The sequence below is a fragment of the Paraburkholderia metrosideri genome, from assembly GCF_904848625.1.
GTDB classification, from domain to species: domain Bacteria; phylum Pseudomonadota; class Gammaproteobacteria; order Burkholderiales; family Burkholderiaceae; genus Paraburkholderia; species Paraburkholderia metrosideri.
The window spans coordinates 211,355-236,507 of sequence record NZ_CAJHCP010000010.1 but is presented as its reverse complement, the minus strand read 5'-3'; the positions used below and the strand labels follow the sequence as shown (position 1 = coordinate 236,507).

The 25,153-nt window shown below is 60.9% G+C and carries 30 protein-coding genes; 10 read left to right on the top strand and 20 right to left on the bottom strand.

What is annotated here, in order from left to right; genetic code table 11:
- Positions 1 to 3 precede the first annotated feature (3 nt).
- The 4 genes from LMG28727_RS23400 to LMG28727_RS23385 all read left to right on the top strand — a co-directional run bounded on the left by LMG28727_RS23400 (position 4) and on the right by LMG28727_RS23385 (position 2,692).
- Positions 4 to 735, top strand: coding sequence for a phosphorylase (locus LMG28727_RS23400; protein WP_201644691.1), 732 nt, complete (start codon positions 4 to 6; stop codon positions 733 to 735).
- 396 nt (positions 736 to 1,131) lie between these two features.
- Positions 1,132 to 1,479 carry a CHAP domain-containing protein gene (locus LMG28727_RS23395; RefSeq protein ID WP_201644690.1) on the top strand — a complete coding sequence of 116 codons (348 nt, stop codon included), beginning with the start codon at positions 1,132 to 1,134 and terminating at the stop codon, positions 1,477 to 1,479.
- Between the two features lies 1 nt (position 1,480).
- A complete protein-coding gene (locus LMG28727_RS23390) occupies positions 1,481 to 1,972 on the top strand; it encodes a DUF3828 domain-containing protein (RefSeq protein WP_201644689.1) in 492 nt (163 codons plus the stop codon).
- Positions 1,973 to 2,206: 234 nt separating this feature from the next.
- Entirely contained in the window at positions 2,207 to 2,692 is a 486-nt protein-coding gene (locus tag LMG28727_RS23385) for an acyl-CoA thioesterase (RefSeq protein WP_201644688.1), read from the top strand.
- A 190-nt stretch (positions 2,693 to 2,882) separates the two neighbouring features.
- On the opposite strand, the gene LMG28727_RS23380 is transcribed toward LMG28727_RS23385, so the two are convergent.
- Positions 2,883 to 3,905 (bottom strand): MlaA family lipoprotein, encoded by a 1,023-nt coding sequence (locus LMG28727_RS23380; protein WP_201644687.1) that lies wholly within the window; start codon positions 3,903 to 3,905, stop codon positions 2,883 to 2,885.
- 2 nt (positions 3,906 to 3,907) lie between these two features.
- Entirely contained in the window at positions 3,908 to 6,523 is a 2,616-nt protein-coding gene (gene hpnN / locus LMG28727_RS23375; protein WP_201644686.1) for a hopanoid transporter HpnN, read from the bottom strand.
- Positions 6,524 to 6,737: 214 nt separating this feature from the next.
- Between hpnN and LMG28727_RS23370 the strand changes: the two genes are divergently transcribed.
- Positions 6,738 to 7,343: an MlaC/ttg2D family ABC transporter substrate-binding protein gene (locus LMG28727_RS23370; RefSeq protein WP_201644685.1), complete on the top strand. Its 606-nt coding sequence runs from the start codon at positions 6,738 to 6,740 to the stop codon at positions 7,341 to 7,343.
- Between the two features lie 109 nt (positions 7,344 to 7,452).
- Here the strand turns inward: LMG28727_RS23370 and ispH are convergent, their stop codons facing one another.
- A complete protein-coding gene (ispH, locus tag LMG28727_RS23365; RefSeq protein ID WP_201644684.1) occupies positions 7,453 to 8,397 on the bottom strand; it encodes a 4-hydroxy-3-methylbut-2-enyl diphosphate reductase in 945 nt (314 codons plus the stop codon).
- A 333-nt stretch (positions 8,398 to 8,730) separates the two neighbouring features.
- Here ispH and hpnC point away from each other — a divergent pair, with 333 nt between their 5' ends.
- Positions 8,731 to 9,597 carry a squalene synthase HpnC gene (gene hpnC / locus LMG28727_RS23360; protein ID WP_201644683.1) on the top strand — a complete coding sequence of 289 codons (867 nt, stop codon included), beginning with the start codon at positions 8,731 to 8,733 and terminating at the stop codon, positions 9,595 to 9,597.
- A complete protein-coding gene (locus LMG28727_RS23355) occupies positions 9,597 to 10,769 on the top strand; it encodes a glycosyltransferase (RefSeq protein WP_201644682.1) in 1,173 nt (390 codons plus the stop codon). The genes hpnC and LMG28727_RS23355 overlap by 1 nt, the downstream gene beginning before the upstream one ends.
- 56 nt (positions 10,770 to 10,825) lie before the next feature.
- Here the strand turns inward: LMG28727_RS23355 and LMG28727_RS23350 are convergent, their stop codons facing one another.
- On the bottom strand, positions 10,826 to 11,398 hold the full coding sequence (locus LMG28727_RS23350; protein WP_201644681.1) for a hypothetical protein: 573 nt from the start codon (positions 11,396 to 11,398) through the stop codon (positions 10,826 to 10,828).
- A 145-nt stretch (positions 11,399 to 11,543) separates the two neighbouring features.
- Positions 11,544 to 12,554 carry a hopanoid-associated sugar epimerase gene (hpnA, locus tag LMG28727_RS23345; RefSeq protein WP_201644680.1) on the bottom strand — a complete coding sequence of 337 codons (1,011 nt, stop codon included), beginning with the start codon at positions 12,552 to 12,554 and terminating at the stop codon, positions 11,544 to 11,546.
- Positions 12,555 to 12,739: 185 nt separating this feature from the next.
- Between hpnA and LMG28727_RS23340 the strand changes: the two genes are divergently transcribed.
- Positions 12,740 to 13,033, top strand: coding sequence for an acylphosphatase (locus LMG28727_RS23340; RefSeq protein ID WP_012428825.1), 294 nt, complete (start codon positions 12,740 to 12,742; stop codon positions 13,031 to 13,033).
- A 106-nt stretch (positions 13,034 to 13,139) separates the two neighbouring features.
- Here LMG28727_RS23340 and egtD read toward each other — a convergent pair whose 3' ends face one another.
- Entirely contained in the window at positions 13,140 to 14,120 is a 981-nt protein-coding gene (gene egtD, locus LMG28727_RS23335) for an L-histidine N(alpha)-methyltransferase (RefSeq protein WP_201644679.1), read from the bottom strand.
- A 576-nt stretch (positions 14,121 to 14,696) separates the two neighbouring features.
- On the opposite strand from egtD, the gene rarD reads away from it, so the two are divergent.
- Positions 14,697 to 15,593: an EamA family transporter RarD gene (rarD, locus tag LMG28727_RS23330; RefSeq protein ID WP_201644678.1), complete on the top strand. Its 897-nt coding sequence runs from the start codon at positions 14,697 to 14,699 to the stop codon at positions 15,591 to 15,593.
- A 47-nt stretch (positions 15,594 to 15,640) separates the two neighbouring features.
- Here rarD and LMG28727_RS23325 read toward each other — a convergent pair whose 3' ends face one another.
- A complete protein-coding gene (locus tag LMG28727_RS23325; RefSeq protein WP_201644677.1) occupies positions 15,641 to 16,180 on the bottom strand; it encodes an Mpo1 family 2-hydroxy fatty acid dioxygenase in 540 nt (179 codons plus the stop codon).
- Between the two features lie 91 nt (positions 16,181 to 16,271).
- Here LMG28727_RS23325 and LMG28727_RS23320 point away from each other — a divergent pair, with 91 nt between their 5' ends.
- The gene (locus LMG28727_RS23320; RefSeq protein ID WP_201644676.1) at positions 16,272 to 16,988 is read left to right on the top strand and encodes a Crp/Fnr family transcriptional regulator; all 717 of its coding nucleotides are present in this window, start codon (positions 16,272 to 16,274) and stop codon (positions 16,986 to 16,988) included.
- 5 nt (positions 16,989 to 16,993) lie between these two features.
- Here LMG28727_RS23320 and LMG28727_RS23315 read toward each other — a convergent pair whose 3' ends face one another.
- The 13 genes from LMG28727_RS23315 to LMG28727_RS23255 all read right to left on the bottom strand — a co-directional run bounded on the left by LMG28727_RS23315 (position 16,994) and on the right by LMG28727_RS23255 (position 25,149).
- Positions 16,994 to 17,362 carry a hypothetical protein gene (locus LMG28727_RS23315; protein ID WP_236592278.1) on the bottom strand — a complete coding sequence of 123 codons (369 nt, stop codon included), beginning with the start codon at positions 17,360 to 17,362 and terminating at the stop codon, positions 16,994 to 16,996.
- Between the two features lie 238 nt (positions 17,363 to 17,600).
- The gene (locus LMG28727_RS23310; protein WP_201644675.1) at positions 17,601 to 17,981 is read right to left on the bottom strand and encodes a hypothetical protein; all 381 of its coding nucleotides are present in this window, start codon (positions 17,979 to 17,981) and stop codon (positions 17,601 to 17,603) included.
- A 274-nt stretch (positions 17,982 to 18,255) separates the two neighbouring features.
- Complete coding sequence (locus tag LMG28727_RS23305; protein ID WP_201644674.1) at positions 18,256 to 18,693, bottom strand: hypothetical protein; 438 nt, start codon at positions 18,691 to 18,693, stop codon at positions 18,256 to 18,258.
- Positions 18,635 to 19,216 carry a tetratricopeptide repeat protein gene (locus LMG28727_RS23300; protein ID WP_201644673.1) on the bottom strand — a complete coding sequence of 194 codons (582 nt, stop codon included), beginning with the start codon at positions 19,214 to 19,216 and terminating at the stop codon, positions 18,635 to 18,637. Before LMG28727_RS23300 ends, LMG28727_RS23305 begins: the two co-directional genes overlap by 59 nt.
- Before the next feature lie 4 nt (positions 19,217 to 19,220).
- Entirely contained in the window at positions 19,221 to 19,964 is a 744-nt protein-coding gene (locus tag LMG28727_RS23295; RefSeq protein ID WP_236592276.1) for a sigma-70 family RNA polymerase sigma factor, read from the bottom strand.
- A gap of 41 nt (positions 19,965 to 20,005) precedes the next feature.
- Entirely contained in the window at positions 20,006 to 20,803 is a 798-nt protein-coding gene (gene fliP / locus LMG28727_RS23290; RefSeq protein ID WP_201644672.1) for a flagellar type III secretion system pore protein FliP, read from the bottom strand.
- Positions 20,800 to 21,174 (bottom strand): flagellar biosynthetic protein FliO, encoded by a 375-nt coding sequence (locus LMG28727_RS23285; RefSeq protein WP_201644671.1) that lies wholly within the window; start codon positions 21,172 to 21,174, stop codon positions 20,800 to 20,802. Before LMG28727_RS23285 ends, fliP begins: the two co-directional genes overlap by 4 nt.
- Positions 21,171 to 21,464, bottom strand: a complete 294-nt coding sequence (gene fliN, locus LMG28727_RS23280) for a flagellar motor switch protein FliN (protein WP_201644670.1) — start codon at positions 21,462 to 21,464, stop codon at positions 21,171 to 21,173. The genes LMG28727_RS23285 and fliN overlap by 4 nt, the downstream gene beginning before the upstream one ends.
- Before the next feature lie 32 nt (positions 21,465 to 21,496).
- Positions 21,497 to 22,327 carry a FliM/FliN family flagellar motor switch protein gene (locus tag LMG28727_RS23275; RefSeq protein ID WP_201644669.1) on the bottom strand — a complete coding sequence of 277 codons (831 nt, stop codon included), beginning with the start codon at positions 22,325 to 22,327 and terminating at the stop codon, positions 21,497 to 21,499.
- Positions 22,324 to 23,517 (bottom strand): flagellar hook protein FlgE, encoded by a 1,194-nt coding sequence (locus LMG28727_RS23270; protein WP_201644668.1) that lies wholly within the window; start codon positions 23,515 to 23,517, stop codon positions 22,324 to 22,326. The genes LMG28727_RS23275 and LMG28727_RS23270 overlap by 4 nt, the downstream gene beginning before the upstream one ends.
- A gap of 27 nt (positions 23,518 to 23,544) precedes the next feature.
- A complete protein-coding gene (locus LMG28727_RS23265; protein WP_201644667.1) occupies positions 23,545 to 23,952 on the bottom strand; it encodes a flagellar hook assembly protein FlgD in 408 nt (135 codons plus the stop codon).
- On the bottom strand, positions 23,942 to 24,700 hold the full coding sequence (locus LMG28727_RS23260; RefSeq protein ID WP_201644666.1) for a hypothetical protein: 759 nt from the start codon (positions 24,698 to 24,700) through the stop codon (positions 23,942 to 23,944). The genes LMG28727_RS23265 and LMG28727_RS23260 overlap by 11 nt, the downstream gene beginning before the upstream one ends.
- Positions 24,697 to 25,149, bottom strand: coding sequence for a hypothetical protein (locus LMG28727_RS23255; protein ID WP_201644665.1), 453 nt, complete (start codon positions 25,147 to 25,149; stop codon positions 24,697 to 24,699). The genes LMG28727_RS23260 and LMG28727_RS23255 overlap by 4 nt, the downstream gene beginning before the upstream one ends.
- Positions 25,150 to 25,153 lie beyond the last annotated feature (4 nt).

Genomic DNA, 25,153 nt, shown 5'->3' with positions numbered 1-25,153 from the left:
CGGATGGCTCTTTCTGCAATGCCGTCAGCCGATGCCGGCCACGGCCGTCTGCCGGTGATCGTGGTGACGGGCATGGCGTTCGAAGCGAAGATTGCGCGCGGCAAGGGCGTCGAGGTGGTGTTCGCAGCGCGCTCCGATCTGCTGCAACGTGCATTGGACGCAGCCGTCGCACGCGGGTGTTCCGGTATTGTGAGTTTCGGTACGGCGGGTGGATTGGCGCCGGACCTGAAGCCGGGCTCGCTGATCATCGCGGATGCCGTCGAAGGCCCGTTTGGGCGGCTCGAAACCGACCGGTCATGGTCGGACAGGCTTGCAGCGGCGATGACCGCAGGACCGCTCACAGGGCGACCACAACGCGGCGTTATGGCGGCCGTCAGCGCGCCGTTGATCTCCGCCGCAGACAAACACGCGCTGCATCGAGCAACCGGCGCTCTGGCCGTCGATATGGAGTCGCACATTGCCGGCGCGACCGCCGTAGCGCACGGCGTGCCGTTCGCCGTGTGCCGCGCGATCGTCGATCCGGCCTGGCGGACGTTGCCGTCCGCCGCGACGGCCGGTCTGCGCGACGATGGCAGCACAGCGCTCGGCCCGATTTTGCGGGAACTGATGCGGCAACCGTCGCAACTTGGCGCACTGATCCAGGTTGCCGTCGACGCCCGCGCCGCACGGATCTCGCTGGTCCGGGCGCGCCAGGCGATGACAGAAGCAGGCGCGCTGGATCTGGCGATTGCCTGAAAATGAGACGGCCCTCGCGGGCCGTTTTCTATTTTCGCGATGGTTTTTTTGGTTGTTGCACTCCACGTGCGTGTGACGGTATCAAGAGACCCGTTCGAGCTTCCGAAAATGGTCCGAGAAAGTGAAGCACCATAAAAACGTCGTACTGTCCGCGGTCAGTGCTGTCTACCTAAATGGACTGGCGCCCGTCATTTTCTAAAAGCAGCGACGCGCCCGCGTCAAACGCTGCGCCTCTGCGCGATCAGTGGCGCGGTGCGATTTAGGCCATCCAGCCCAATTCGCTTTCGTGTGAATTTTCGTCAAATTTCATATCAAAAATAGACTTCCGTTTGCGATAGCGGTGAAGATCAGATTCCCGTTAATCAAGGAGATTTGATAAAAATGGCATGAGACAAAGTGAATGCGGTGCGTTATCTTCAATCGCACGCACGGTCAAATAGCATTAGCGCGTGCGCGCAGTACACGCGAGAAGCCATTCAGGCGGGCGGTATATACCTGGCGCGCACCAACCTGGCCAAAGATTATGGTTCATCGCTTGTCAATGCCAGTTTCTATGAGGTGCAAGGCGAACCGCAAGCGGGTGATGTCGTGGTCATTCAGGCAACCGGCATGCACACGTCGGGACATATGGCGATGTTTGACGGGCAAATATGGATTTCTGATTTCAAACAAATGCGTGGCTTTTACCCAGGCCACGAATATCGGACGAACCGACCCGCGTACAAAATGTATCGTCACGACTGAAATGAAAAAATTTCTTTTGCTGGTATTCGCTACGCTGGTTATCGTATTGGGCGTGATGCAGCCTGCATCGGCAGTAGGGCCAAGCACCCCTGAAGCCGTTGTCAGGTCGTTTTACACCTGGTACATCGGAAAACAGGACGCACGAAACTCCCAATACTTTCAGCTAATGGACGATACGATTTACCGCTACGTGTCGAGAAACACTGTAAATACATTGAGAGACGACTATAGGCACAATCGCCTGCCAGGAGACACCGATTACTTCACGCGCGTCCAGGACCTCGATCCAAAGATATGGCTCAAAACTCTGACCGTGCATCCGGCGATTATGCTCGGCGGGGTAGCTGTCATACCGGTGACATTCGGAGTGACGTCACAGGACAGACAAGACCTCGTGGTGTTCGTCGTCAAGGACGCCGGTCATTGGAGAATCACCAAGGTTGAGGATACAGACGGATATCTGGGCTATCACCAGTACGACCCGAAAGACTAGCGAGTTCTCTCCGTGTGTTGCTTCCCCGTCCGCCCGTGCGACCTGTGCCCCCAAACCTCGGACACCGATCTAACCCTTTGAGGTGCAGTTCACCGCGCGCCGTTTTTTTTCGCCTTCAATTCAGCAGGTATTGAAATACTAGGGAAAACCCTTATGTTTGATACAATGTCAGTGTTAACCCTAGGTTAAGGGACGCAAAGCCCCAGCCAAGGTGCCTCGAACACGGAGTATCAAATGAATTTCCATACCAGAAAGTGGGTCAAGCCCGAAGATCTGAATCCGAACGGCACGCTGTTCGGTGGCAGTCTGCTGCGTTGGATCGACGAAGAAGCGGCTATCTACGCGATCACCCAGTTGGACAACCAGCGCGTCGTGACCAAGTTCATGTCCGAAATCAATTTTGTCAGCTCGGCGCGTCAGGGCGACATCATCGAACTCGGCATGACCGCCACGCAATTCGGCCGGACCTCGATCACGCTTCGCTGCGAAGTGCGCAACAAGATCACGCGCAAGAGCATTCTGACCGTCGAGAAGATGGTGTTCGTCAATCTCGACGAAAAGGGCGAGCCGGCACCGCACGGTCGCACGCAGATTCGCTACGCAGAGGAAGCGTTCGCGCAGTATCGCGAGAACTCACGGCCAGTGCCGCAAGGGACCGCGGCGGTTGAGGAAGAGCGAGTGGCTGCAGCATCGCGCAGCGAGGTAGACAGCCTGCATTGAGGTCAGTGAAACGGCGCTGAATCCGGTTGCTGTTCCCAGGCTTTTCCGCTTCGGCGCGCGATGTGCCGAAGCGGTATTTCAGTTCATTCCTGGCCTTCGTTCGGACTTTGAACTCGTCTTCGTGAGACATCCTGCCCGGGTGTTCCGTCTTCAGGCGCGTTGCGCGCCCTCCTTTCTCCGAATCCGAATGTTATTGCGCGGCCGGCGCTGCGGCGGGCTGTTTGCTATCCGCTGGGGCGGCCGCGGGTTGAGGCGCAGGCGCTGCGGTGTCTGACGCGCCTGCGGGTGCCGTAGCTGGTGCAGGCATGCCCGGCGTTGCGCCCGCTGCGCCGCTCGCCGGTGCGTCACCCGGATCGCTGTAGTTCGGCAAGTCAGACGGAGCGATCGTGGCGGCACCGGAGGCTGCATTCGGCGCTTGCGCCGCATCGCCTGGGTCCGCATAGTTCGGCAGAGCGCCCGCGGCTGGCGCACCTGCGGCCGGCGCTGCTGCGCCAGAACCACTCTGATCGTCGTAGTTCGGCAGCGGCGCGTTGTTATCACTCGTGCCGCGCAGACGCGTCAAGCGTTGCTGCGTGTAGGCATCGCGTACAAACGAATATTTGTCGAGCGCGGCCTGTTGCAGCAGGTCGGTCGCGCCCAGCAGGTCGGACCGCACACTGACGAACTGCAGCACGTACAGAGGGTTACGCACCGCGGGTTCCATGTAGTTCAACGGATTGAACTTCACGTCGACGATCAGGCCCATGCTGTCGCGCACCGTGCTCGGCCCGAACAGCGGCAGCACGAGGTACGGCCCCGACGGGATGCCCCAATGCCCAAGCGTCAGCCCGAAATCCTGGTGATGCTTCGGCAGACCGGCCGGCGTCGCCCAGTCGATCAGACCGCCAAGTCCAAACGTGGAGTTGAACGCAAACCGGACGATGTCTTCGGTCGCGTCGGTGATCTTCAATTGCAGCAGCGCGTTCGCGGCGTTGCTCAGGTCACCGAGGTTCGAAAAGAAGTTGCTCACGGCGGTGCGCAGCGGCTGCGGCGTCACCTTCTGATAACCCTTGGCCACCGGCACGGCGACGTACGTGTCCAGCCCATCATTGAATTTGAACACGGCGCGGTTCACCGGTTCGAACGGGTCGCCCGGCTTGCGGTCAGGACCGGTTGCACAGCCGGAAATCAGGCCGGCAGCGGCGAGCGTCAGCGCGGCGTTACGGAGTTGCATGCTTATATTCCTTTATTCTTCGCGCGACGTTGGCGCGGCTTGCCCATCAACACCGGTTGAAACACCACTGCACCGACCAGCGTACAGAACAGCGACAGCGCCAGAAGTCGACCCATACTCGACGTGCCCGGATGATGCGACAGCCAGAGGCTGCCAAACGCGGTCGCCGTGGTTGCCGCGCTGAACAGCACGGCGTGCGTCAGGCTCGACTGCAGAAGGCCAGTCTGGCCGTGGCGCCACGCCATTACAAAGTAGATCTTGAAGGCTACGCCGACGCCCAGCATGAGCGGCAGCGCGATGATATTGGCGAAGTTCAGCGGCATGCCGAACGCCGCGCATAGTTCCAGTGTCACGAGCGCCGACACCAGCAGCGGCACCAGTGTACGCAGCATGTCGCTGACGCGCCGCAGCGCGATCCACAGCAGGATCGCGATGGAGATCAACGCGTAGGCAGCGGCTTGCAGGAATGCCTTGATGATCAGGTCAGCCGAATGCAGGATCGAAATCGGCCCGCCGATCGCGTTCGGCTCGGCCTTCTTCACCGCGCGGACAAAGCGCGCGAGCATGGCGTCGTCGTTTGGATCGGTGCCGGGCTGGACTTTGGGTGCAATGTCCACCAGCGCGCGGCCGTCTTTCGACAACCACGTCGACGAGATTTCCTTCGGCAGATTGTCTCGGGTGATCTCGGTGGGTTGCAGCAGGTTTTCTAGCTGCTTCAGTGCGATGCGCAGCGTGTCGGACATCGCGACTTCCGCGCGGTCGCGCGTGGCGGCGTCGGCGGTGGCGAGTTTTTGCAGCGTGGCTGACAAATGCTTCGCTTCATCCGCGCCCGGGCCGGGGTGATCGTCGGCGGCGAGCGAGAGTTGATTCGACGCACGCTTGAGGGCGTCGACGCGCACGGCGTCGGTGGCTGGCGGCGAGGATTGTTGCTGCAGCGCGGGCAACAACTGCTGCGCGGCGCTCGCAATCAACATCATCTTTTGCTGCTGATCGGCGGGAATGAACGTGTTCAGTGTCGTCACGCGGCCCACTTCGGGCAACGCGCGCAAGCGCGTGGCGATCGTGCCGGCGTCAGAGAGCGAAGGCGCGAGCACATGCACGTTGTTGACTGCGGCTTCCGGCGAATCTTTCAGCGACAACAGCGTCGCCATCGACTCCGTATGCGGATCCTTCAGATGCAGCGGATTGAAGTCGAAACGCAGATGCGTAAGTATCGGCGTCGCGCCGATCACGACGATCAGCGTGCCGATCAGCACCGGCTTGCGGTGATGGTCGAGGAAGTCGTCGACGGGAGCGAGCTGCTTGAAGCCCGGCGAAGCGGCTTCGCCCGGCGGATTGAAAATCTTCAGCAGGGCTGGCAGCAAGGTCATGTTCGTGAAGTACGCGACGAACATGCCGACGCCGGCAATCTGGCCCAACTCCGACACGCCACGATACGCAGTCGGCAGGAACGAGAAGAAGCTCAGCGCGACCGCGACGGCCGCAAGGGTCAGCGGCACGCCGATGCTGTGCGCGGTGTGCATTAGCGCAGCAGACAAACGATCGTCGCGGTTGCGCTCTTCGCGGTACTTGACGCCGAACTGCACGCCGAAATCGACCCCGAGCCCGATGAACAGCACCATGAACGCGACCGAGATCATGTTCAGTGCGCCCACCATCATCAGACCGAGCGCGGCGGTGATGGCCAGCCCGACAAACAGCGTGATGAACACGGCGGCGATCATGCGGCCGGAACGCAGTGCGAGCCACAGGATAACCAGTACGACGATGAACGTACCGATACCGTTGAGCACCGCGCCGTCTTTCACCGACGCGAACTCTTCGTCTGCGAGCGGCTGCTCGCCGGTCAGACGAATCGTGGCGCCGTAGCGCGCGTCGAGGTGCTGCGAAGCAGCGATATTACGGATCGCTTTGGAGGCCGTTGCGCCGGGTTCCAGCGCGTCATAGTCGACGACCGGCTGGACGGTGACGAACGCGCGGGCCGGGTCGGTCGGCGTGCTTTTGTCGACCAGCGCGCGCCACGAGAAGGCCGCCGGTTGATTGGCCAGCACGCGGTCGAGCGTATTCGCGCTTTGCGACAGCAGGTGGCTCATGTCGCCGAGCTTCACCTGACCGAGTTGCAGCGGCAACAGCAAGCTCGTTGTCAGCGTGCCGGCAAGGCCGGCCAGGCTCGGATCATGCGCGAGCGCATTGACCAGCGGGCGCGATTGGACCAGTTGCGAGGTGGTGGACATCACCTCGTCGTTGGATAGAAACAGCAGGCCGTTGTGTTCGAAGAACGGGCCGCCTGCGGGCTGCGAGACCGCGACGAATTCCTTCGGATCGGCTTTGAGCGCGGCGGTCAGCGCATTGGCGGCGGCGTCGGCGAATTCCGGCGCGCGCGCTTCGACCACGACCAGCACGGTGTCGCCCCGATCCGGGAAGGCCTGACTCATCGCGTTTTCGAGCGCCGTCCAGTGCTTGTCGGTTTCGATGAGACGGCTGATGTCCGTGTTGATCTTGAAGTTATGCGCTACGTAGATGCAGCTCAGAACGGCGAGCACAATCGACGCGCCCAGAACCCGCAGCGGGTGGCGCACCGAATAGGCGACGAGACGGACAATAGATGACTTCAGCATGTAGGCGGACGTAGCCTTATCACGAGTGTAGTTTTAGACGAAAGTGCACAAGTATACAGAGGCGGAGCGCTGCAACCCGACTTCGGTAGCAAGTGCGACGCCTGGCGAGGCTAACCAGGGCGGGAACGCATTATCGGTATACTGGTCTATCCAGCTTTCACCATGGGCTTTATTAGCTCACTGGTGCTTACTTCTTTCAGCTCCTGGCGAACGTATGAAACGTTATCTGTCTGCTTTTCTGGCTGCGGCCGTGGTGTCCACGGCGGCTTACGCGCAAAGCGCGCCCGACGCGGTTGTAAAAAATGCCGTCGAAGGCACGGTCGCCGCAATGAAGGCCGATCCGCAGGCGCGGGGCGGCGACATGGCGAAGATTACCGAACTGGTCCAGACGCGCTTCGTTCCGGCAACCGACTTTCAGCGCACCACGCGGATCGCGATCGGCAAGGCGTGGTCGACCGCGACCCCTGAGCAGCAGAAGCAACTTTATGAGCAGTTTACGCTGCTCCTCGTGCGAACCTATGCCGCTTCGCTGTCGCAATTGCGCGATCAGGACGTGAAGTTCAAGTTCGCGCCCGTGAGCGTACCGGCCGGCGCCACCGACATCGTCGTGCAATCGCATGTGATCAGCAATGGCGGCGACGACGCAATCGACTACCGGCTGACCAAAGGTCCGTCCGGCTGGAAGATTTATGACATCAACATGATGGGCGCGTGGCTGATCCAGGTGTACCAGACGCAATTCGCCGATCAGATTTCGAAAGGCGGGATCGACGGATTGATCAAGTTCCTGACCGCCCATAACGCGCGCGGCGCAGGGTAAAGCCCCGGCCTTCTGCGGGGCGGCCGCAAAAGAAAAAGCGTGGTGTGCTGGAAAGCACACCACGCTTTTTTATGCTCCGCTGAACCTAAGGCGACGCGAAAATGCTGGCTTAAACTTCGCGTGCCGCGAGCGGCTGCAACAGCTTCGACGGCAACTTGAACTCGACTTTTTCTTCGCGGCCGTCCATGGTCGTGACGTCGACGGGACCCAATGCGCTCAGTGCATCGATCACGTTCTTCACCATCTCTTCGGGTGCCGAGGCACCCGCCGTGACGCCAACGGTTTGCACATTCGCAAACCACTCGGCCTTCACTTCCGAACCATCGGCGACGAGGTAGCTCGCCACGCCGCTTTCGCTGCCGATCTCGCGCAGCCGGTTCGAATTCGAGCTATTGGTTGCGCCTACCACCAGCAGGACTTCGACCTGCTTGCTCAGTTCGCGCACCGCCGCCTGGCGATTTTGCGTGGCGTAACAGATGTCGCGGGTATCGGGACCGACGATGTTGGTAAACCGGCGCAACAACGCGTCGATGATGCCGCGCGTATCGTCGACCGACAGCGTGGTCTGCGTGACATAAGCGAGTGGCGTGTCGAGCGGCAGGTCGAGATGGGCGACTTCTGCTTCGCTTTGCACCAGCAACACCTTGCCGGGAATCTGGCCGATCGTGCCTTCGACTTCCGGGTGACCGGCGTGGCCGATCAGAATCAGCGTGCGGCCGGCGCCGACGTATTGACGCCCTTGCACGTGCACTTTGGTGACGAGCGGACAGGTTGCGTCGAGCACGTCGAGACCGCGCGCTTCCGCGTCGCGTTCGACAGTTTGAGCGACACCGTGCGCACTGAAAATGGCCACTGCGCCCTGAGGCACTTCATCGAGTTCTTCGACGAAGCGCGCGCCTTTCTGGCGCAGGTTATCCACCACGTGGCGATTGTGAACAATCTCGTGACGGACATACACGGGGGCGCCGTGTTGCTGTAACGCGCGATCGACGATTTCGATTGCACGAACAACACCCGCACAAAAGCCGCGGGGTTGAGCAAGGATGACTCGCATAAGTTGGCGAACTCCGACTGACGCGGGTTTCGAGGAAGTCGGTAAAACTGACTTTATCGCCGCGACCATCTGATTAGTTAACGTCTTGAGGCCCGGCGAGGCCGGTACAGCAAAACCAAAACGCGCATTCTAACGCTATCAGGCGAGCTTTGCTTTTTGGGCATGTGCGCTGTGGTGGGCGCCTGCCGCAATCTGGGCTTGCGTCTGCGCGCAAGGTCGAGCGCGCGTACGGTATTGATTGCACGCTGCACCGCTTTAACGGAACCCTTAAACTACGCAGTCCTGCGGCGCATATTCGCGCTTGCATTACAAAAAGGTTTCGAGGCTCGCTGGATGGACGTCGATCAGTACGAAAATTTTCCGGTCGCGAGCGTGTTGCTGCCCAAGGCGCTGCGCGCGCCCATCGGCATTATCTATCAGGTTGTTCGCACCGCGGCTGATATCGCCGATGAAGGCGACTGGAGTGCGGCCGAGCGTCATGCGCGTCTGGCCGACTTTCAGGCGGGCCTGGACGCCGTGGCCGAGAGGCGCGCGGCACCGGTTCATCCGTTGCTGTTCGGCAAGCTGGCTGGGGTCGTGGCTCAGTACAAGCTGCCGCTCGCGCCGCTTTACGACTTGCTGCGCGCGTGTGAGCAGGATATCGATACCGGCCGTTACGCCGACCGCGCGGCGCTGCTCGACTATTGCCGCCATTCTGCGAACCCGCTCGGGCATCTGATGCTGCATCTGGTCGGCGCGGCCACGCCGGCGAATCTCGCCGACGCCGATGCGATCTGCACGGCATCGCAGTTGATCAGCTTCTGGCTGGAGGTTGCCGCCGACTGGAAAAAAGGTCGCGTGTATCTGCCGCAAGCGGATCTGCAACGCTTCGGCGTAACCGAGGCGCATATTGCCAAGGGCATCTCCGACGACAAGTGGCGCGCGCTGATGGAATACGAGGTCGCGTTTGTCCGCGAGACGCTGGTGCGGGGTGCGCCGCTCGCGTTGCGCATTCCGGGGCGCTTGGGTATCGAGCTTTGTGGCGCCGTGCATGGCGGCTTGCGCTTTCTCGAACGGATCGAGAAAGCGGACTATGACGTGTTTCGCGCGCGGCCGGTCCTCAACACGTTTGACTGGTGCGTCGTCGCTGCACGCACGCTGGTGATGTGGCTGTCGCGCCGCGTCGGCGTAGAAGTGCGTTCAATTGAGGGTAATGTTTAATGGCGGTGGTTCTGTTTGTTCTTTCGTGTGTCTCCCTGCTGATCTGGGGCGTGCTGCTGTTCGCGCGCGGCGGTTTCTGGCGTTCGCGTCCCGCTGCGCCGCTCACGGTCGCGCCGCGCGTCACGTGGCCGGCGGTGGTCGCTGTGGTACCGGCGCGCAACGAAGTCGACGTGATCGCTGAAGCCGTCACTACGTTGCTGCAGCAGGATTACCGGGGCGATTTTCACGTCATCGTCGTCGATGACCACAGCACCGACGGTACCGCCGACGCCGCCCGTGCGGCCGCCTTGCAGCTGCAATGCCCGGATCGTCTGACGGTGCTGAGCGCGAAGCCGCTGCCGCCCGGGTGGTCCGGCAAGGTGTGGGCGCAATCGCAGGGTATCGAGGCGGTCCGCACGCACGGTTTGTCCGCCGATTACCTTTTGCTGACCGACGCCGACATCGGCCATCCCGCCGAGGCACTGGTGCAACTCGTCGCGCGCGCGGATGCGGAAAAGCGCGATCTCGTGTCGTTGATGGTCCGTCTGCGCTGCGATTCGTTCTGGGAAAAGGCGCTGATTCCGGCATTTGTGTTCTTCTTCGCGAAGCTGTACCCGTTCGCGTGGGTCAACAATCCGCGCAATCGCACGGCGGCGGCGGCCGGCGGTTGCATGCTGGTGCGCCGCAGCGCGCTGGAGGAAGCGGGCGGCATCGAGTCGATCCGCGCCGAATTGATCGACGATTGCAGCCTCGCCGCGCGAATCAAGCATCGTGGCACCGGGCGTCATCCGATCCGGCTGGATGTGGCGGCGCGCAGCGTGTCGCTGCGTCCTTACGATAGCTGGCGCGATATCTGGAACATGATCGCGCGCACGGCCTTCACGCAGCTGCACTACTCACCGCTGCTGCTCGCCGGAACGCTGGCCGGCATGACGATCATTTATCTGATGCCACCCGTCGCTGCTCTGGTGTTGGGGCCATTGGGCTGGCCGGCGTGGCTCGCGTGGGCCGCCATGTGTTGCGCGTACGCGCCGATGCTCAGTTATTACCGCCGCTCGCCTTTGTGGGCGCCGTTTCTGCCGTTGATCGCGCTGTTCTATGTCGGCGCGACGTTTGCGTCGGCGGTGCGTTACTGGCGCGGTAAAGGTGGTCAGTGGAAGGCACGGGTTCAGGCGCCCGTGCAGGAACGCTGACGCGGCGCGATCGGAGCGATGTAATGAAAAACGGCGCCGAGGCGCCGTTTTTTTCATCAAGCCTGGGTCAGCATCATGTACATCTGAATGACCACGTCGGGTGAAAACGTGAACGGCACCCAGCCGTGGCCGGTGTGGCGCATGATCAACAGGCGGTCGCCGTTCGACTGCTTCTGCACGGCCATGACGGGGTTTTTCGTCGAGACGAAACGCCAGCCCGGTGGAATGCCCGGCGGCGGCTCCGGCGTCATCGATGCGCGCGCATTCGACAATTCTTCAATCAGCTTGCCAATCTGTTCTGGACGCAGCGCGACCGTCTGGTCGCCGATCGTCATCGTGATCTCGTTCTGCGCGGGACGATCGATGTTGAGCGTGGGCTGCAATTGCGGGGCGGGTTTTTCAGCGGGCTGTTGTTCTGCCGACACCGATACCGACGCTGCTTCTGCCGCCTCATTTTCAGCCGCGGCTAGTTCCACCGCCGATTCGGGCGCGACCTTTTCCGCCGCGGCCTGGGGGGCAACCGGCTCTGCTGAAGTCTCAGGGGTGTTTTCGGCCTGCTGGGCCACGACAGCGTGAATGAGCTGATCGACGCCCACTTCCAGCGCGCCGAGCTGTTCGTGAAGATTCATGCGAGTTTCTCTGGTAAGACCCAAGATTTTACCTGCTGCGCGTAGGCTTTGACCCGTCGCGACCACGGGACTTGTAACAAAATGCTTACGGCCGCTTTGGGGATTGTTTCCTGCGGAGTTCTGTGGTCATGCACGCTTCACGGCGTTACGGCTTCAGATAACCCGCTTGTCTGAACCATTCGAGCGCATCGCTCAAGCCTTCGCGATAAGGCCGCGCGCGATAACCGAGTTCGCGCTCCGCCTTCGCTGACGTGAAATACATTTTATTCTTCGACATTTTCAGACCGTCGACGGTGACGAACGGTTCGCGTTTCGTGATCTTCGCGACTGCTTCGGCGCCCATCGCCAGCGGATACAGCGGCCAGCGCGGCAAGCTTAAAGTCGGCGCCTTGCGGCCCGTCAACGCGGCGATATCGGCGAGCATCTGCTGAAGCGGCAGGTTTTCGCCGCCGAGAATGTAGCGCTCGCCGATCTTGCCGCGCTCGAGCGCCAGAAAATGGCCAGCCGCAACGTCGTCCACGTGGACCAGGTTCAGGCCCGTATCGACGAATGCGGGAATCTTGCCCAACGCCGCTTCGACGATGATCCGTCCGGTCGGCGTGGGCTTCACGTCGCGCGGGCCGATCGGCGTCGACGGATTGACGATCACCGCCGGCAGTCCGTCTTCGGCGATCATCCGCTCGACCGCGCGTTCGGCGAGCACCTTGCTGCGCTTGTAGACGCCAATTGCCTGCTCGGCCCTGAGCGGCGAGGTTTCGTCGGCGGACTGGCCGGAACTCGTCACCTTGAGCGTCGCGACGCTGCTCGTGTAGACGATGCGCTCCACGCCTTCCTTGAGCGCCGCCCGCATGGTCGCCTCGGTGCCTTCCAGGTTCGAGCGTTCGATTTCGCTCGGGTCCGGCGCCCACAGCCGATAGTCGGCAGCGACGTGCAGCAGATAGCGCACGCCACGCAGCGCATCACGCATCGACGCTTCGTCGCGCATATCGCCCACGACGATCTCCGCATTCAGCGACTCGACGTTTTGCCGGGGACTGGTCGCGCGCACCAGCACGCGCACGTTGAAACCCTTCTGCTGCGCGATACGCGCCACCGACGAGCCCACGAAACCGGAAGCCCCGGTGACGAGCACGAGATCGCGATTCTGTTCGGTCATTCTGTTTCCATTTTCCTGCGTGACGGTCGACGGATTGTACGTGTCGAGCCCGCCATATGTCGCGCCAGTCGCGTCAGGGGCGTCACGCGACCAGCCGCGCAGGCGGTCGAACCCGAGCGCGGCCCAGCAGGCTCGCCGCGACGCGTCTAGAATGCCGGCTTGAAAGACTGTCAGGAGAGGACGGCATGGCCCCGGATCTGGATCAGCGGATCGAAACGTATTACGTGCGAGTGCGCGGCACCGTGCAGGGCGTCGGCTTTCGCCACGCCACCGTGCGGCAGGCGCACGCGCTCGGTATCAAGGGATGGGTGGCGAATCTCGACGACGGCTCCGTCGAAGCGATGTTGCAAGGGTCGGCCAACCAGGTTGACCGGATGCTGTCGTGGTTGCGTCATGGGCCGCCGGCGGCGCGCGTGACGGAAGTGGCCGGCGAGGAGCGTGCGACGGAAAAGCGCTACGAGCGCTTCGAGCAGCACTGAGCGAAACGAACGTCAATCTGCGCAACGTAAAAAGGCGGCGCGCCATCATTGCGATGGCGCGCCGCCTTTTTTGTTTCATCTGCGCGCGAAGGTAAAACCGTGGCGCCTACTTCGCCAACAGCAAACTCTCCGCAAATCCCCACTCCTTTTCAATCCACTGATGGCTGCACACGAAGCCCGCATCGTCTGCAATCGCCGCCATTTCTTCGGCGCGATATTTGTGGCTGCTTTCGGTCCAGATCGTTTCGCCTTCCTTCAGCGACACCGTCAATTGCGCTGCGTGCACGTGGGCGGTGATGTCGCGCTTCGCACGTAAATGCATCTCGATGCTGCGCGCGTCCGGGTTGAAACGCGCGACATGTTCGAATGCGTCAAGCGGGAAATCGCCATCGAGTTCACGATTGATCCGCGCCAACAGATTCAGATTGAACGACGCCGTCACGCCGACCGAATCGTCATACGCGGCCACGAGGACCGGCGTCGGTTTGATCAGATCGGTACCGAGCAACAATGCGTCGCCGGGCGACAGCATGTTGCGGATATCGCGCAGAAAGCGTGTCGCCGCGAGCCGGCCGAAATTGCCGATGGTGCTGCCGAGAAACAGTACAAGTAACCGTTCGTCCGGCGCGCGTTGCTTGCTCACTTCAGCGAGACCCGCGAGGTAATCGCGCTCATAACCCACAATCGAAATTCTTTCGATGTCGCCCAGTTCGCGTCGGCACAACTGCAATGCACTGCGCGAAATTTCAATCGGACAGTAAGAAGTGGGACGCTTTTTACACAGCGCTTCCAGAATGCGCCGCGTTTTACGGCCACTCCCGCTGCCGAGTTCCGCGACGATCACGTCATGGGGAAGGTGCTCGACGATGTCCACCGCATGCTTCGCGAGCAGACTTTCTTCGGCGCGCGTCACGCCGTATTCGGGCAAAACAGTGATGACTTCAAATAGTGCGGAGCCGACTTCATCGTACAGATATTTCGACGGCAGTTCTTTTTGCGGCGTGTGACTCAGGCCTGCGCGCACGTCGGCGGCGAAGGCGTAGCGGAAGTCCGGTGAGGCGTCGAGCGATAGGGCTGGCTGGGTCATGCTGGCTCCAGTAGTCACATTCGATGAGCGGGATTGCGAGCCGGGCGGTGGCATGCATAGCGAAACCATGTTTGCCGCATGCCATGGGAAGAAGAGCGGGCGAGTCGGTTGGACTGACCGTTGCCGGCCCGGCTAGTTAATGCTGAATCAGCTGTTGCAAACGTTCCGGCAAAACAGCGTTGTGAGACTTGTTAGCAAGATTCGCGCTTGAGTCGCTTGAGTCGCCTTTGAGTCAGGCTTGTATCGCACGACCGCTGAAAATACGTGAATTTGTCTCCGCACGTGAAGTTATGTTCTAGTGCATCGACCCGCGATGCGCACGAAATAATTACAACTCGTGGAAGGGCGTGCCCGGAATCCTGGACGGAGAAAGCCGTCTAGAATGCCGGCATGCATCGATTATTCCCGAGTGCATACTTACTACAGCGCGCGAGACTCCAGCGAGACTTCACTTCCAATGACTACAACGAATGGCGCGCAAACCCGTGCTGCGCTGCGAAAAAACGTCGAGATATTCGCCCTTACAGTTCACGCCAGCACGCTGCCCGTCCACATTGATGCGACATGGACGGTGTCATGAACCAGTATGACCCAAAGCGCGGAATCGCGTTGTCTGTGGCTGCGTCCGCGATGTTCGCATTGCTATCCGCTTACGCCACCTTGCTCGCACCGCTGAGCGGCCTCGATATCTTCGCATGGCGTGTTATCTGGACCGTGCCCGGTGCGCTTCTACTCGTAGCGTTGCGCAAACGTCTGCCGATTCTCCGGCAGCTTCTTTACCGGATGGTGACCAGGCCGATACTCGGCATGGCGATGATCGTCAGCGCGGCTTTGTTGGGCGTGCAATTGTGGGTGTTCTTGTGGGCGCCGCTACATGGCAGGATGCTCGAAGTCTCGCTCGGCTATTTCCTGTTGCCGCTGACAATGGTGCTGGTAGGGCGCTTTTACTATCGCGAGCGGCTCAATGGATTGCAGTGGCTCGCCGTGTTCTGCGCGGCACTCGGCGTCGCTCATGAATTGTGGGCGACCGGCGCGTTTTCGTGGCCGACCTTGCTGGTGGCACTCGGTTATCCGCCGTATTTCATGCTCCGTCGCAAGATCAATCAGGATTCGCTTGCGATGTTCACCGTGGAAATGGCGCTGCTGCTGCCGCCGGCAATCTTCTTCGCGATCAGCGGCGGCTCGCTGTCCATGATCGCTGGCCGCATCGACATGTGGTGCCTGCTGTTGCCAGGTCTTGGTGCATTGAGCACGCTTGCGCTGGCTTCGTATCTGAAGGCGAGCCGCTTATTGCCGGTCGCGTTGTTCGGCATTCTCGGTTATGTCGAGCCCGTGCTGCTGGTGATGGTCTCGATCACGTTGCTCGGCGAAACGCTGAGCGCAGCGCAATTGGCGACCTACATTCCAATCTGGATCGCGGTCGCGCTGACGGCGTTGCATAGCGTGCGGCTCGTCAGGCTTGCTGCGAACTGAGTGGCGAACCGGTAGCGACGTCCAGGCTTACGCTTCGCGCAGCGCGATTAACGATGTGCCGCCGCGTGGGCCGGATTGATGCGCGTCGGCCCGACTTCCGCTTCGATCGCTTCGCGCAGCGCAGGGCGCCAGCCAAATCCGAACAATGCTTCTGCGAGCACGAACAACGGTCCGATCAGCAGGCCGATCACATCGTCGACAAAAGCCGGCTTGCGATGTTCGTACGCGACGTGTCCGATGAACTGGAACACCCAGCCGACCACGAAGAGGCCGACGCCAGTGACGAGCCATATCAGCGTGGATTGCGCAGCGGCCCACTGACCGAACGCGACCGACAGCGCCGACACGCAAGCCATCATCATGCCGAGCGGCACGTCGAGCACAAAATAGTAGACCGTTGCCGCAACGAACAGCACCCATGCCGGCGACAACATGAACGGCAACGAACCGGCGGTGAAAGCAGGGCGGCTCAATAGAACGGCCAGCGCGAGCACGATCATCGGAATGCCGACGAAATGCGTGGCGATATTGCGCCGGTCGCGATGATAGGCCGCGTATTGCGTCAATTGCTGTGTCAGCGTTCTCATGAATGCCGTTCCTCCGTCAAAGTCAGCATAATCGCGGGCGGCGGAATCTGAAACCATCGGGTAGCCGACAATCGTGCACGGATGTCATCTCATGACTGCAAGTTTTTTACCGAATCAGCTTGCCGCGCTGCTTGAACGCAGCGCGTGGTTTCGCGCGGCGCCTGCCGCCATGCAGGCGCAGTTGATCGAAGCGGGACGCGTCGAACGGCTGACTGCCGGCCAGCGACTTTTTACCCGTGGCGATTCCGACGACGGCCTGTATTGTGTGCTTGATGGTTTGATGCGAATCGGCGCGGCGAGTTCGGAGGGGAAGGAAGCGTTGCTCGCTGTCATCGAGCCGGTTAACTGGTTCGGCGAGATCGCGCTGTTTGATAATCGGCCCCGAACCCACAATGCCTATGCAGAACGCGATTCCGAACTGTTTCATGTTCCACGTGCCGCGCTCGCTGCGTTGCTGGAGCGCACACCGGCTTATTGGCACGTATTCGGCCTGCTGTTGACGCAAAAGCTGCGACTTGCCTTCGATGCAATCGAAGAAGCCGCATTACTTCCCGCTGCACAACGCGTGGCCCGCCGACTGTTATTGATGGCGGGCGGCTATGGCGAACCCGGCACGCTGCGGCGCGTACTCAAGGTACCGCAGGAAGATCTGGCGATGATGCTCGCATTGTCGCGGCAGACGATCAATCAGGTGCTCAAGCAGTTCGAAACGCAGCGCGCGTTGAAACTCGGCTATGCGGAAATCGAAATTATCGACGTGCGCAAACTCGGCGAACTAGCGGATCTGGAACCCGACTCGTTGCAATAACATGCTCAGTGATCTTTTTCGACAACGCCATGCCGCTGCAATGGTCCGATCGACGCGACAGGTAGTGTCGAGATCAATGTGTGCAGCGTGAAGTCGAGGTCTTCGGTCGCGATGTCGAGTTGCACGCGGACTTCTTTGCGAACCTGGTGCGTGCCGACTACATACACACCCAGCGGAGAATGAAGCAACGCGCGTAGAGACGACGTGCCAGCCAGATCGTTTGAAGGGTGAGGTAAGGTGACCTGCAGGAGCGCGCGTGTCGACGGAAAGGGGATGACGTTACTGCGTTGAACCCGTGAGTTGCCGAGCGATTGAGATGGCGTTGCTGATTGAGCCTGGTCGGCGAAGTGACAGGTTGATTGCGTGAGGGCCATGTTAGCTGGCGTTCGTTGACGCCGTGTTTAATCAGGACAATGAGAGATTAGACTTTTCCGGGTAAACGTAGTGCAAAAATTGAAGGATCACCTGAAGAAAACCTGCAGGTGTTGTTCGTGCCACGCGAAACACCAATAAAAAACGGCGAGCCATGAAGACTCGCCCTCCCTGAACGGCACAGTCCAGCTTCGATTAACACCCCACGCTTGGCCGGTGCGTGCCGAAACCGATCACATGTTATTGCGTCTTTGTCGTGTCGGTTTGTGCGCCGTCGGCTTTAGCCGGGGCATTGCTGGCCTCTTTCGCGCTCTCCGTTTTAGTCTTCACGGCGCTTGTTTTGACAGCGGTCTTCTTAACGGCTTTGTGCGTAGCTGCCGTGTGAGCGGTGGAAATCTTCTTGACGTGCGCTTTTGCCGGGGCCTTCGCCGGTGCTTTCGTCGCGGCAGCGCCTTCGTCCGCGGAACCGGTTTGCGCAGCGGTGCTCGCCTTCAGGTTCGCTTGACCAGCGGGCTGCATTTGCATTGGCTGAGCAGGTTGCGTGGGGGACGGCGCGGCCGTTTGAGCAAACGCGGTCGACACGAACAGAGCGGAAGCGAGGGCAGCGAAAAGCGTCTTCATGGTGTAACTCCGTGATGGAATCAGTTGATTCTTGTGTCGCGACTGAATTTTTTCAGCGCTGCCGGTTTAACGCTGGCGAGACGACAGGAGTTGACGACGCGATGGTGACAAAACGTAACGGGTGAAACAAGGCGGATTTCTGAATCAGCCGGGGATGGGGTGCCGCGAATGGTGCTGCGGGAACAGGCAACAGTTCCCGATTCTCCGCGAGGATCGCTTTGCCCAGAACTCTTGCTCGATGCAATGGAATTCGTGTGGGTGCCCCCGCCTTGGCTCAACTACGAACCATTTCCCTCAACATTTTTCTTGTCTGATCCTGCTCCACCAGACACTCGCAAACCCAATCCGCCATCTGCTGAAACGAAGGATCGTTGACAGCCTCTGGACCGAACTCTCGCAGTAGCAACGTTTCGATCGTCGCCCGAAACAGTTGGCGCTCATCCTCGACGCCGGCCGCCTGCATTGTGCCGACCTGCTTGCGAATTGAATCCTGAAGATCGTCTTCGCGCGACGCCGCAACGGGGTGTTGCAATGACGTGCCGGGTTGGCCGCCTTCTACCCGTTCTCCACGGTGCTTCTTCTCGGTCAACTGCTGCCGCAACAGCAGCATCGCCTGATTGAGCGTCGAAATAGGATCCATGTCGCGGGTGATTTCAGTGACGCGTTTGATTGCCCTGATAGCCCGAAAGCAACAGGTGATGTTCCTGTTCAACCGTGCTATCGGCCGTTGTCGAAGCGACTTCCGGCAACCCGGATATCTTCTCGACCACAGCGCGAACGTAATGATTGATGAGCGGATGCTGCTGGTTGAGCGCCAGCCCGCGTGTCAGTTGCTCCAGCGCGACGTCGAACCGATCGTGGCCCAGATTCAACAGGCCGTCTTTCAGAACGCGTAGTGCGTCGCTCTCGGTGAGACGATCCAGCGGTTGCCAGGTCTGTGCCGCCACCTGGAGGTCGCCGCTCATCAGTTCGAGCAAACCGAGCATGAATCGCGCGACGTGAAATTCGGGCGCCAGCGTGACGGTCTGGACGAAGTCTGTACGCGCTTCGCCATGTTGCTCCTGCCCGGCGTGGATGGCTCCGCGCAGGAACCACAGGCGGTAATCCCGTGGCCACCGGGCGAGCGTATCGTTCAGCGCGCTCATTGCGATTGCGTCGGTGCTCTGCATCGACTCGAGCACCGACGACATAGCCGCGTCGTCGCATTGTGTCAGGGGATCATATTCGTGAGTCATGGTTCTAGCCAGTGATATGCAAATGCTGGGTATTGCCGATCAGGTCGCGCAGATCGAGAAGCGCGGCACGGTGCAATTGCGAAATGCGGCCCTTCGTTAGTCCAAGAATATCGGCGATCTGTTCGAATCCCAGTCCATGAAAGTAATGGTAGCGGATGATTTTCTGGGCGCGAACGGGGAGTCGGCCCACGGCGGCATGCAGCTTTTCTCTGGTTTGCCTCCATGCAACGGTTTGATAAGCGGTTGCGTAGGGTGCCGGCTGACCCGTCGCCGCTTCGACGATGCCTGTGTCGTCGAGCATGAATCCGATTGCGAGCCCGGCCGCCAGCGTGGCGAGAACCTGAAACGTATCCGGCGCTTTGCCTGCGGTGTTTGCATTGCCGGTGGGTTCCAGCGATGCAACGCGCTCGCGCCGCACCCGCTGCCGTAGCGCAATCTGCTCCTGGCCATCGCTCAAGCGCTGGATGCCGGTCAGGACGTTGCCTCGCAGCCGGGGCGTGCAGAAGGTCCGGAACGCTACGCCGCGTTTGAATTCGAACCGGTCGATTGCCTCTAGCAGACCGATACAGGCGAACTGCAGGAAATCCTTGAACTCGACGTCGTCGCGGTGCCTGCCGGCATAGAGTTGCGCCGCAAGCGCCTGTGCGTAGGGCAGAAAGTGCGTGAATATGGCTTCGCGCGCCGGGACGCTGCGTTCACAGTCGAATGCAGTCCACAGGGCTTCTTCGACTGAAGGTATTGCGTGCACGTGGCACGTGTCCTCCTCGTGAGCGTGCTCGGCCGGCACGTTCATCTGAAGCTACCCAATACGCCGCGCAGAACCAGACCCCAGCCGTCGACCAGCACAAACATCAGTACCTTGAGAGGCAACGAGATTGTCGCGGGGGGCACCATCAGCATGCCGAGCGACAGCAACACGCTCGACACCACCAGATCGATCAGCAAAAAGGGCAATAGCACGACAAAGCCAATCTGAAACGCGACACGCAGTTCGTTCAGAATGAAAGCCGGCGTGAGTTGCAACAGGCTCACTTCAGCCGGTGTCTGCGGCAAAGGCTGTTGCGACATCTCGTACATCAGCTTGAGTTCGTCGTCGCGTACCTGGCGCAGCATGAACTCGCGGATCGGGGCCGTGCTGCTGTCGAGTGCGTACGGTAAGTCGATCTGGCCGAGCAGGAACGGTTGCAGCGCATCGTGGTTGATCGTCTGCAGAGTGGGCAGCATCGCAAACACGGTCAGGAACAACGCGAGACTGATCAGGACCGGGGTGGGCGGGGTTTCCGGCATCCCGAACGCGTGGCGGATCAGCGACAGCACGATCACGATGCGAATGAATGCCGTCATGGAGACGATTAGCGCAGGCGCGACGCTCAGCAGCGTGAGAAGAGTCGCGATGCGCACCGTTTCGGATACACCCTTGCTGTCCGCCGCGAGGCCGGATGCCGAGCCGGTCAGAGACAGCATGAGCGTGTCGGCGCCGTGGGTTGCGGGAGCGGCGGCAACCAGCCCGGTATAAAGACACGCGCAACCCGCCACGAGGAGGATGAGCCAGCTGCGCCATGCGTCGAGCAAAGTGCGGTGGTTCATGCTTCGCGTGCTCCAGCGGACAGGTCGTGCGCATCCAGTAGTTTTATACCGGTGGCATCGGCCGCGAGCAGAACGACCCGTCGATCATATTCGACCAGGTGCAGCGTCGCTCGCGGGCCGAGTCGAACGGTTTCGGCAACCGTGATCCGACGCGTACCGGTCATCCGCGGTCCGCTCCCCCTCACCCGCTGGGAACGGCGTATGACGAGAATCGCGATGACGCCGAGCGTCAGGCAGAACGCGAGCGCCATGCCGACGCGCACAAGATCGACTCCGGCCAATGCGATGCCGGTGCTGGCCGCGTGCACGGGCCTCGCTGCCGGGGCGGCGGACGCAGCATGCAGCCAGGATGTCTGAACGGTCGGGCTCATGGGCTAGCTGAAATCTCCGTGATGCGGATACCGAACTGTTCGCCGAGCGCGACGATTTCGGCACGTGCCACGGCCTTGTCGTTGAGCAGCACGTCGATGGCTTCGCCTATGCCGCGGTCGAGTTCGACCACAGAGCCCGCTTGTAGCGCCATCAGATCCTTGATTGACAGTTCGGCGGAGCCAAGACGGATATCGACTGTCACCCTGACCTCGTCGAATAGGGATAGCCGTGGACGGACCGCGTCGGGATCGTCCTGATTTGACTGCTGATCGGGAAGGTCGACCCGCATGACAAGCGGTCGACTGGAGGCGGTATTCGAGGTCATAGCGTATCTGGCCCGGTAATCGAAGTGAGTTGAATGGACAGTTTTCCAGCGCGTTGTCCAGGCGTGGCGGTTGCCACGACCGTGCGCGGCGCACCTACCGACCGTGCGAGCTCCAGCGCGACCGTTTCCGTGATCGCGCGATCGAGTCTGATCACGTCGCCGACCGCGAGCGTGGCGAGTTGCGCAACGGTCAACTCGCATTGGCCAAGCATCGCGCGTAGCGATACACGGGTGTCTTCGACGGCGGAGGTTCGATTCGACGGCAGGTGAGCTGGCGAGGTCGTCGGCTGCCGCTGATTCAGCGGCAGACAGGACCAGAGCGTTTGCGCACCGCACACAAGGGCTAGCACCGTGTCGCCCTTTGGAGTGACCAGCCGGAAGTGAGCGCCGCCATACGGTAGGTGCGGCGACATCGGGGTTTTACAGGCGTGCATGCCGTCAGTGCCCTTGAGCGCGGGTAACAGAGCACGCCGCAACGCGTCGAGGAGTTCGTCGACCAGTCGCGTCTCGACGTTCGCCAGCAATGCCGGGCGTGATTCGAGGACCGGCGCGAACCGGGTCGGCAGATCGAGAGCACGATTGGCCATGCGGGTAAGCTGACGCGGTTCCGCGAACAGCCACACGTCCGGACCGCACGTCCACGCCGATTCCTGCTCCTTCGCAGCAAACGATTCGAGAGGTTCGAGCAACGCCGCTGCCTCGACCTTCAGCGCCGGCTCGCAAAACCACGCTTCCTGCCAGGAAGCGACGGCCTTGGCGAATAGCACTTCCCCTGCGACGAGGTCACGACCACCAAGCGGGCGCCAGCGGATTGGCACGGTGCTCATCCCTGACCTCGCATCTGGAACAGTTGCATGATCATTTCATTGGCCGCGCTCAGGACCTGCGACGATGCCTGGAAACCGCGCTGGATCAGAATCAGCTGCCCAAACTCCGTCGAAAGGTCCACGTTGGACGCTTCAGTTGCCCCCGCGATCAACTGTCCCACGCCCGCGCCGCTGCTGGCGCGATAGATCGGAGGGATGGCATGGGACGCGTCGAACAGGCCGTTGCCCATCTGCAGCAACTGTTGCGGATTGGAGAACCTGGCGAGCGCAATGGTCCTGAGCGTGTCGGTTTGACCGTTTGAATACTGCAGGATCAACTGACCGTTGTCGTCGACGTTCATCGATGACAGCGTGCCAGTGGCATAACCATCCTTGTCCGATACGCGCAGACTCGACGTGCTGCCCGCCGAGAAGTTGGTGACTCCGTTCGAGAAGTCGAGCGTGACCGTCAGCGGCGGCGCGTCGACGGAGCTCAACGTGAGGTCGAGCTTGTCGCGCCCGGGCTCCGGAATGCCACCGTTGAACTGCAACGTGCCTTGCTGGACGGGCAAATTGTTTTCATCGGTGACAGTAAGCTTCCAGCGGCCTGGAATGATGGCCGAATCCGGCGCAAAGGTGATCGTGAGCGTATGCTTGCCGCCGTTCGCGTCGTAGACGTCCACATTTGGGATCGAGAAGCTGGTCGATCCCGACGACAGATTGTCAGAAAAATGGACCACGGTGGTTGCCTGCGGCGCGCTGATCTGCTTGCCCTCGAGCGAAATGGGACCGAGCCCACCCGACGACGTCAAGGCGGCGAGCCTGAGCCCTGTGGCTTTGTCCGCGATGAAGCCATCGTCGCCTACCGAGAACTGGCCGGTTCGCGCGTATCGGGTGGCGTCGCCATCGAGCAACGCGAGAAAGCCTTCGCCCTGAATGGCGAGGTCGAGAGGTCCGCTGCTCGAGTGCAGATCTCCTTGCATGAAATTCAGCGACGAGTAGCCGTATTCGACACCGCTGCCGAACTGCATGGTATTGCCCGCGCCCGGCTGGCTGCGGGCGAACTGCTGACCATAGTAAAGATCGGCAAAGCGCGGCGCCGAAGTCTTGAAGCCGGCGGTGTTCAGGTTCGCGACGTTGTTGCTGATGGTCTGCAGACCCTTCGAATAGGCCGTCAGCCCGCTCATGCCAATATAGATGCTCTCCAGCATAGGAACTCTCCGTTGAGGAACGATCGTCTAGCGGACCGAAACGATTTGCGAAATGCTGGCGTTGGTAAGGAATTCGCCGCTCGTGGTTTCAACGGTCAACTGCGGTTGCGAATCCTTGAACGACACACTTTTGACGACGCCGCTTAGAAGCGCGGCGTCGGTCTGAACATCGACGTTGCGGCCGAGCAGGCCGAGGGTTTGCGTGGCGGACTGAACGGACAGCAGGTTGTCGATCTTGTCCGTCATCTGACGCGATTGTTCGAGCGAGGTGAACTGTGCCAACTGTGAGACGAACTCGAAGTTGTCGACCGGCTTAAGCGGGTCTTGATAGGTCAACTGGGTCAGGATGATCTGCAGCAGGGACTGCATGTCGAGACCCAACGAGTCGATCCGGTTGTTCACGTCGCTGGTCGAACTGACGGGGCTAATAGGCATGCGGAAGACCTCGCAAAGAAGTTGGAACGGGTTCGACGCCGTTGACGATGAGCCGCACGCCTCGTGCGCCGTGGCTATCCAGTTCGTCGAGCGCGCGTTGGGTGAGCGTGTCGAGTTCGTCGGCCCGCGCGGCACTGACACGTAGCGCGACGCTGACCCCGCCAGCGCCGTTCATGACGGTCAGCCGGTAAGGCGCAGCGGTGCCATCAGCATTCAGCGACATAAGCGCCGGTGAGACTGGCGAGTGCATGAAGCGCGGCGTTGAGGTTGACGCTGAGGGCGGGTGCGTGACGCGGCTCTCCGTCGACACCGTCCGGCTCTGGCTCGGAGTGAGGGGCGACGGTGTTTCGAATACGGTCAGTACCGCTTCGGCGTCAGGTTGGGCGCCGCTGCCTGAGTGTTGCGCTGCCGATGTTGGTGGCAAACGAGATCCGCTGCGAGGCGCGGCGTTGAGCGAGGTCGTCGCTGCGTCCAACTTGCCGGCGCTTGCTACAAAGGCGTTGCGCGCGCCAGCGCTCGCATCGGCATTCAATGCGACTACGCTTGCAACACCCTTCTTAGCGTTGGGCTGCGTCTGTCCTGGCAGCGGGTCGCCGGTCATACGTCCCGCTTTAGCACCGGGCCACATGTCCTTTTCCATCGCGCGCAGCACCTGCTCGAACGCAGGGCGAGTGCGACCGGATGCGATGCGTGCCCCGTCACTCGACACGCCCATGTCGCGCCCCACGCTGGATGAATCGACTTTCATGAACGGCTTTCCTGTGACAGATACATGTCCTCGATCCTGTTTGCGTGTTGCTCGTCGCGCTCGCGCTCGAATTGCCGCCGCGCCCGTTCGGCGCCCGTTTTTGCGTGCTCGGCTTGCTGCTCGTGGCGTGTCATTTCAGCGCGTTGCTGTTCGACCCGGGCTGCGGCATCGCGCATGCTTTGCTGCGCCTGAATATGCTTGGCATGAACCGACGCTGCCGCGGCCGCCCAATTCGCGGCAAGCGACGGAGAAAATCCACTTGGGGTGCGCAACGCATTGCGCCATCCGTCGAGATGCGCATCCAGGTTCGCGGCGACGGCCTGCTCCTGAGTGACGCTGTGCTCGAACGTTTGCACCACGCGCAAGGTGTCCATGCGCGCCCGTTCAAGTTGCAACGGGCGCAAGGCGGCGATCTGACGCGTGGTCTCAAACTGCTGGCGCTTTTTCATAGGG

Bases quoted from the DNA above. Each gene is read 5' to 3' on its own strand.
- fliP (WP_201644672.1), bottom strand. From the start codon at position 20,803: ATGAACCACCGCACTTTGCTCGACGCATGGCGCAGCTGGCTCATCCTC.
- hpnC (WP_201644683.1), top strand. From the start codon at position 8,731: ATGGACGTCGATCAGTACGAAAATTTTCCGGTCGCGAGCGTGTTGCTG.
- LMG28727_RS23325 (WP_201644677.1), bottom strand. From the start codon at position 16,180: ATGAGAACGCTGACACAGCAATTGACGCAATACGCGGCCTATCATCGC.
- LMG28727_RS23310 (WP_201644675.1), bottom strand. From the start codon at position 17,981: ATGAAGACGCTTTTCGCTGCCCTCGCTTCCGCTCTGTTCGTGTCGACC.
- LMG28727_RS23265 (WP_201644667.1), bottom strand. From the start codon at position 23,952: ATGCCTATTAGCCCCGTCAGTTCGACCAGCGACGTGAACAACCGGATC.
- LMG28727_RS23320 (WP_201644676.1), top strand. From the start codon at position 16,272: ATGACTGCAAGTTTTTTACCGAATCAGCTTGCCGCGCTGCTTGAACGC.
- LMG28727_RS23380 (WP_201644687.1), bottom strand. From the start codon at position 3,905: ATGCAACTCCGTAACGCCGCGCTGACGCTCGCCGCTGCCGGCCTGATT.
- egtD (WP_201644679.1), bottom strand. From the start codon at position 14,120: ATGACCCAGCCAGCCCTATCGCTCGACGCCTCACCGGACTTCCGCTAC.
- fliN (WP_201644670.1), bottom strand. From the start codon at position 21,464: ATGCGGGTCGACCTTCCCGATCAGCAGTCAAATCAGGACGATCCCGAC.
- LMG28727_RS23260 (WP_201644666.1), bottom strand. From the start codon at position 24,700: ATGAAAGTCGATTCATCCAGCGTGGGGCGCGACATGGGCGTGTCGAGT.
- LMG28727_RS23385 (WP_201644688.1), top strand. From the start codon at position 2,207: ATGAATTTCCATACCAGAAAGTGGGTCAAGCCCGAAGATCTGAATCCG.
- LMG28727_RS23370 (WP_201644685.1), top strand. From the start codon at position 6,738: ATGAAACGTTATCTGTCTGCTTTTCTGGCTGCGGCCGTGGTGTCCACG.
- hpnN (WP_201644686.1), bottom strand. From the start codon at position 6,523: ATGCTGAAGTCATCTATTGTCCGTCTCGTCGCCTATTCGGTGCGCCAC.
- hpnA (WP_201644680.1), bottom strand. From the start codon at position 12,554: ATGACCGAACAGAATCGCGATCTCGTGCTCGTCACCGGGGCTTCCGGT.
- LMG28727_RS23355 (WP_201644682.1), top strand. From the start codon at position 9,597: ATGGCGGTGGTTCTGTTTGTTCTTTCGTGTGTCTCCCTGCTGATCTGG.
- rarD (WP_201644678.1), top strand. From the start codon at position 14,697: ATGAACCAGTATGACCCAAAGCGCGGAATCGCGTTGTCTGTGGCTGCG.
- LMG28727_RS23285 (WP_201644671.1), bottom strand. From the start codon at position 21,174: ATGAGCCCGACCGTTCAGACATCCTGGCTGCATGCTGCGTCCGCCGCC.
- LMG28727_RS23255 (WP_201644665.1), bottom strand. From the start codon at position 25,149: ATGAAAAAGCGCCAGCAGTTTGAGACCACGCGTCAGATCGCCGCCTTG.
- LMG28727_RS23270 (WP_201644668.1), bottom strand. From the start codon at position 23,517: ATGCTGGAGAGCATCTATATTGGCATGAGCGGGCTGACGGCCTATTCG.
- LMG28727_RS23300 (WP_201644673.1), bottom strand. From the start codon at position 19,216: ATGACTCACGAATATGATCCCCTGACACAATGCGACGACGCGGCTATG.
- LMG28727_RS23315 (WP_236592278.1), bottom strand. From the start codon at position 17,362: ATGGCCCTCACGCAATCAACCTGTCACTTCGCCGACCAGGCTCAATCA.
- LMG28727_RS23390 (WP_201644689.1), top strand. From the start codon at position 1,481: ATGAAAAAATTTCTTTTGCTGGTATTCGCTACGCTGGTTATCGTATTG.
- LMG28727_RS23350 (WP_201644681.1), bottom strand. From the start codon at position 11,398: ATGAATCTTCACGAACAGCTCGGCGCGCTGGAAGTGGGCGTCGATCAG.
- ispH (WP_201644684.1), bottom strand. From the start codon at position 8,397: ATGCGAGTCATCCTTGCTCAACCCCGCGGCTTTTGTGCGGGTGTTGTT.
- LMG28727_RS23275 (WP_201644669.1), bottom strand. From the start codon at position 22,327: ATGAGCACCGTGCCAATCCGCTGGCGCCCGCTTGGTGGTCGTGACCTC.
- LMG28727_RS23340 (WP_012428825.1), top strand. From the start codon at position 12,740: ATGGCCCCGGATCTGGATCAGCGGATCGAAACGTATTACGTGCGAGTG.
- LMG28727_RS23400 (WP_201644691.1), top strand. From the start codon at position 4: ATGGCTCTTTCTGCAATGCCGTCAGCCGATGCCGGCCACGGCCGTCTG.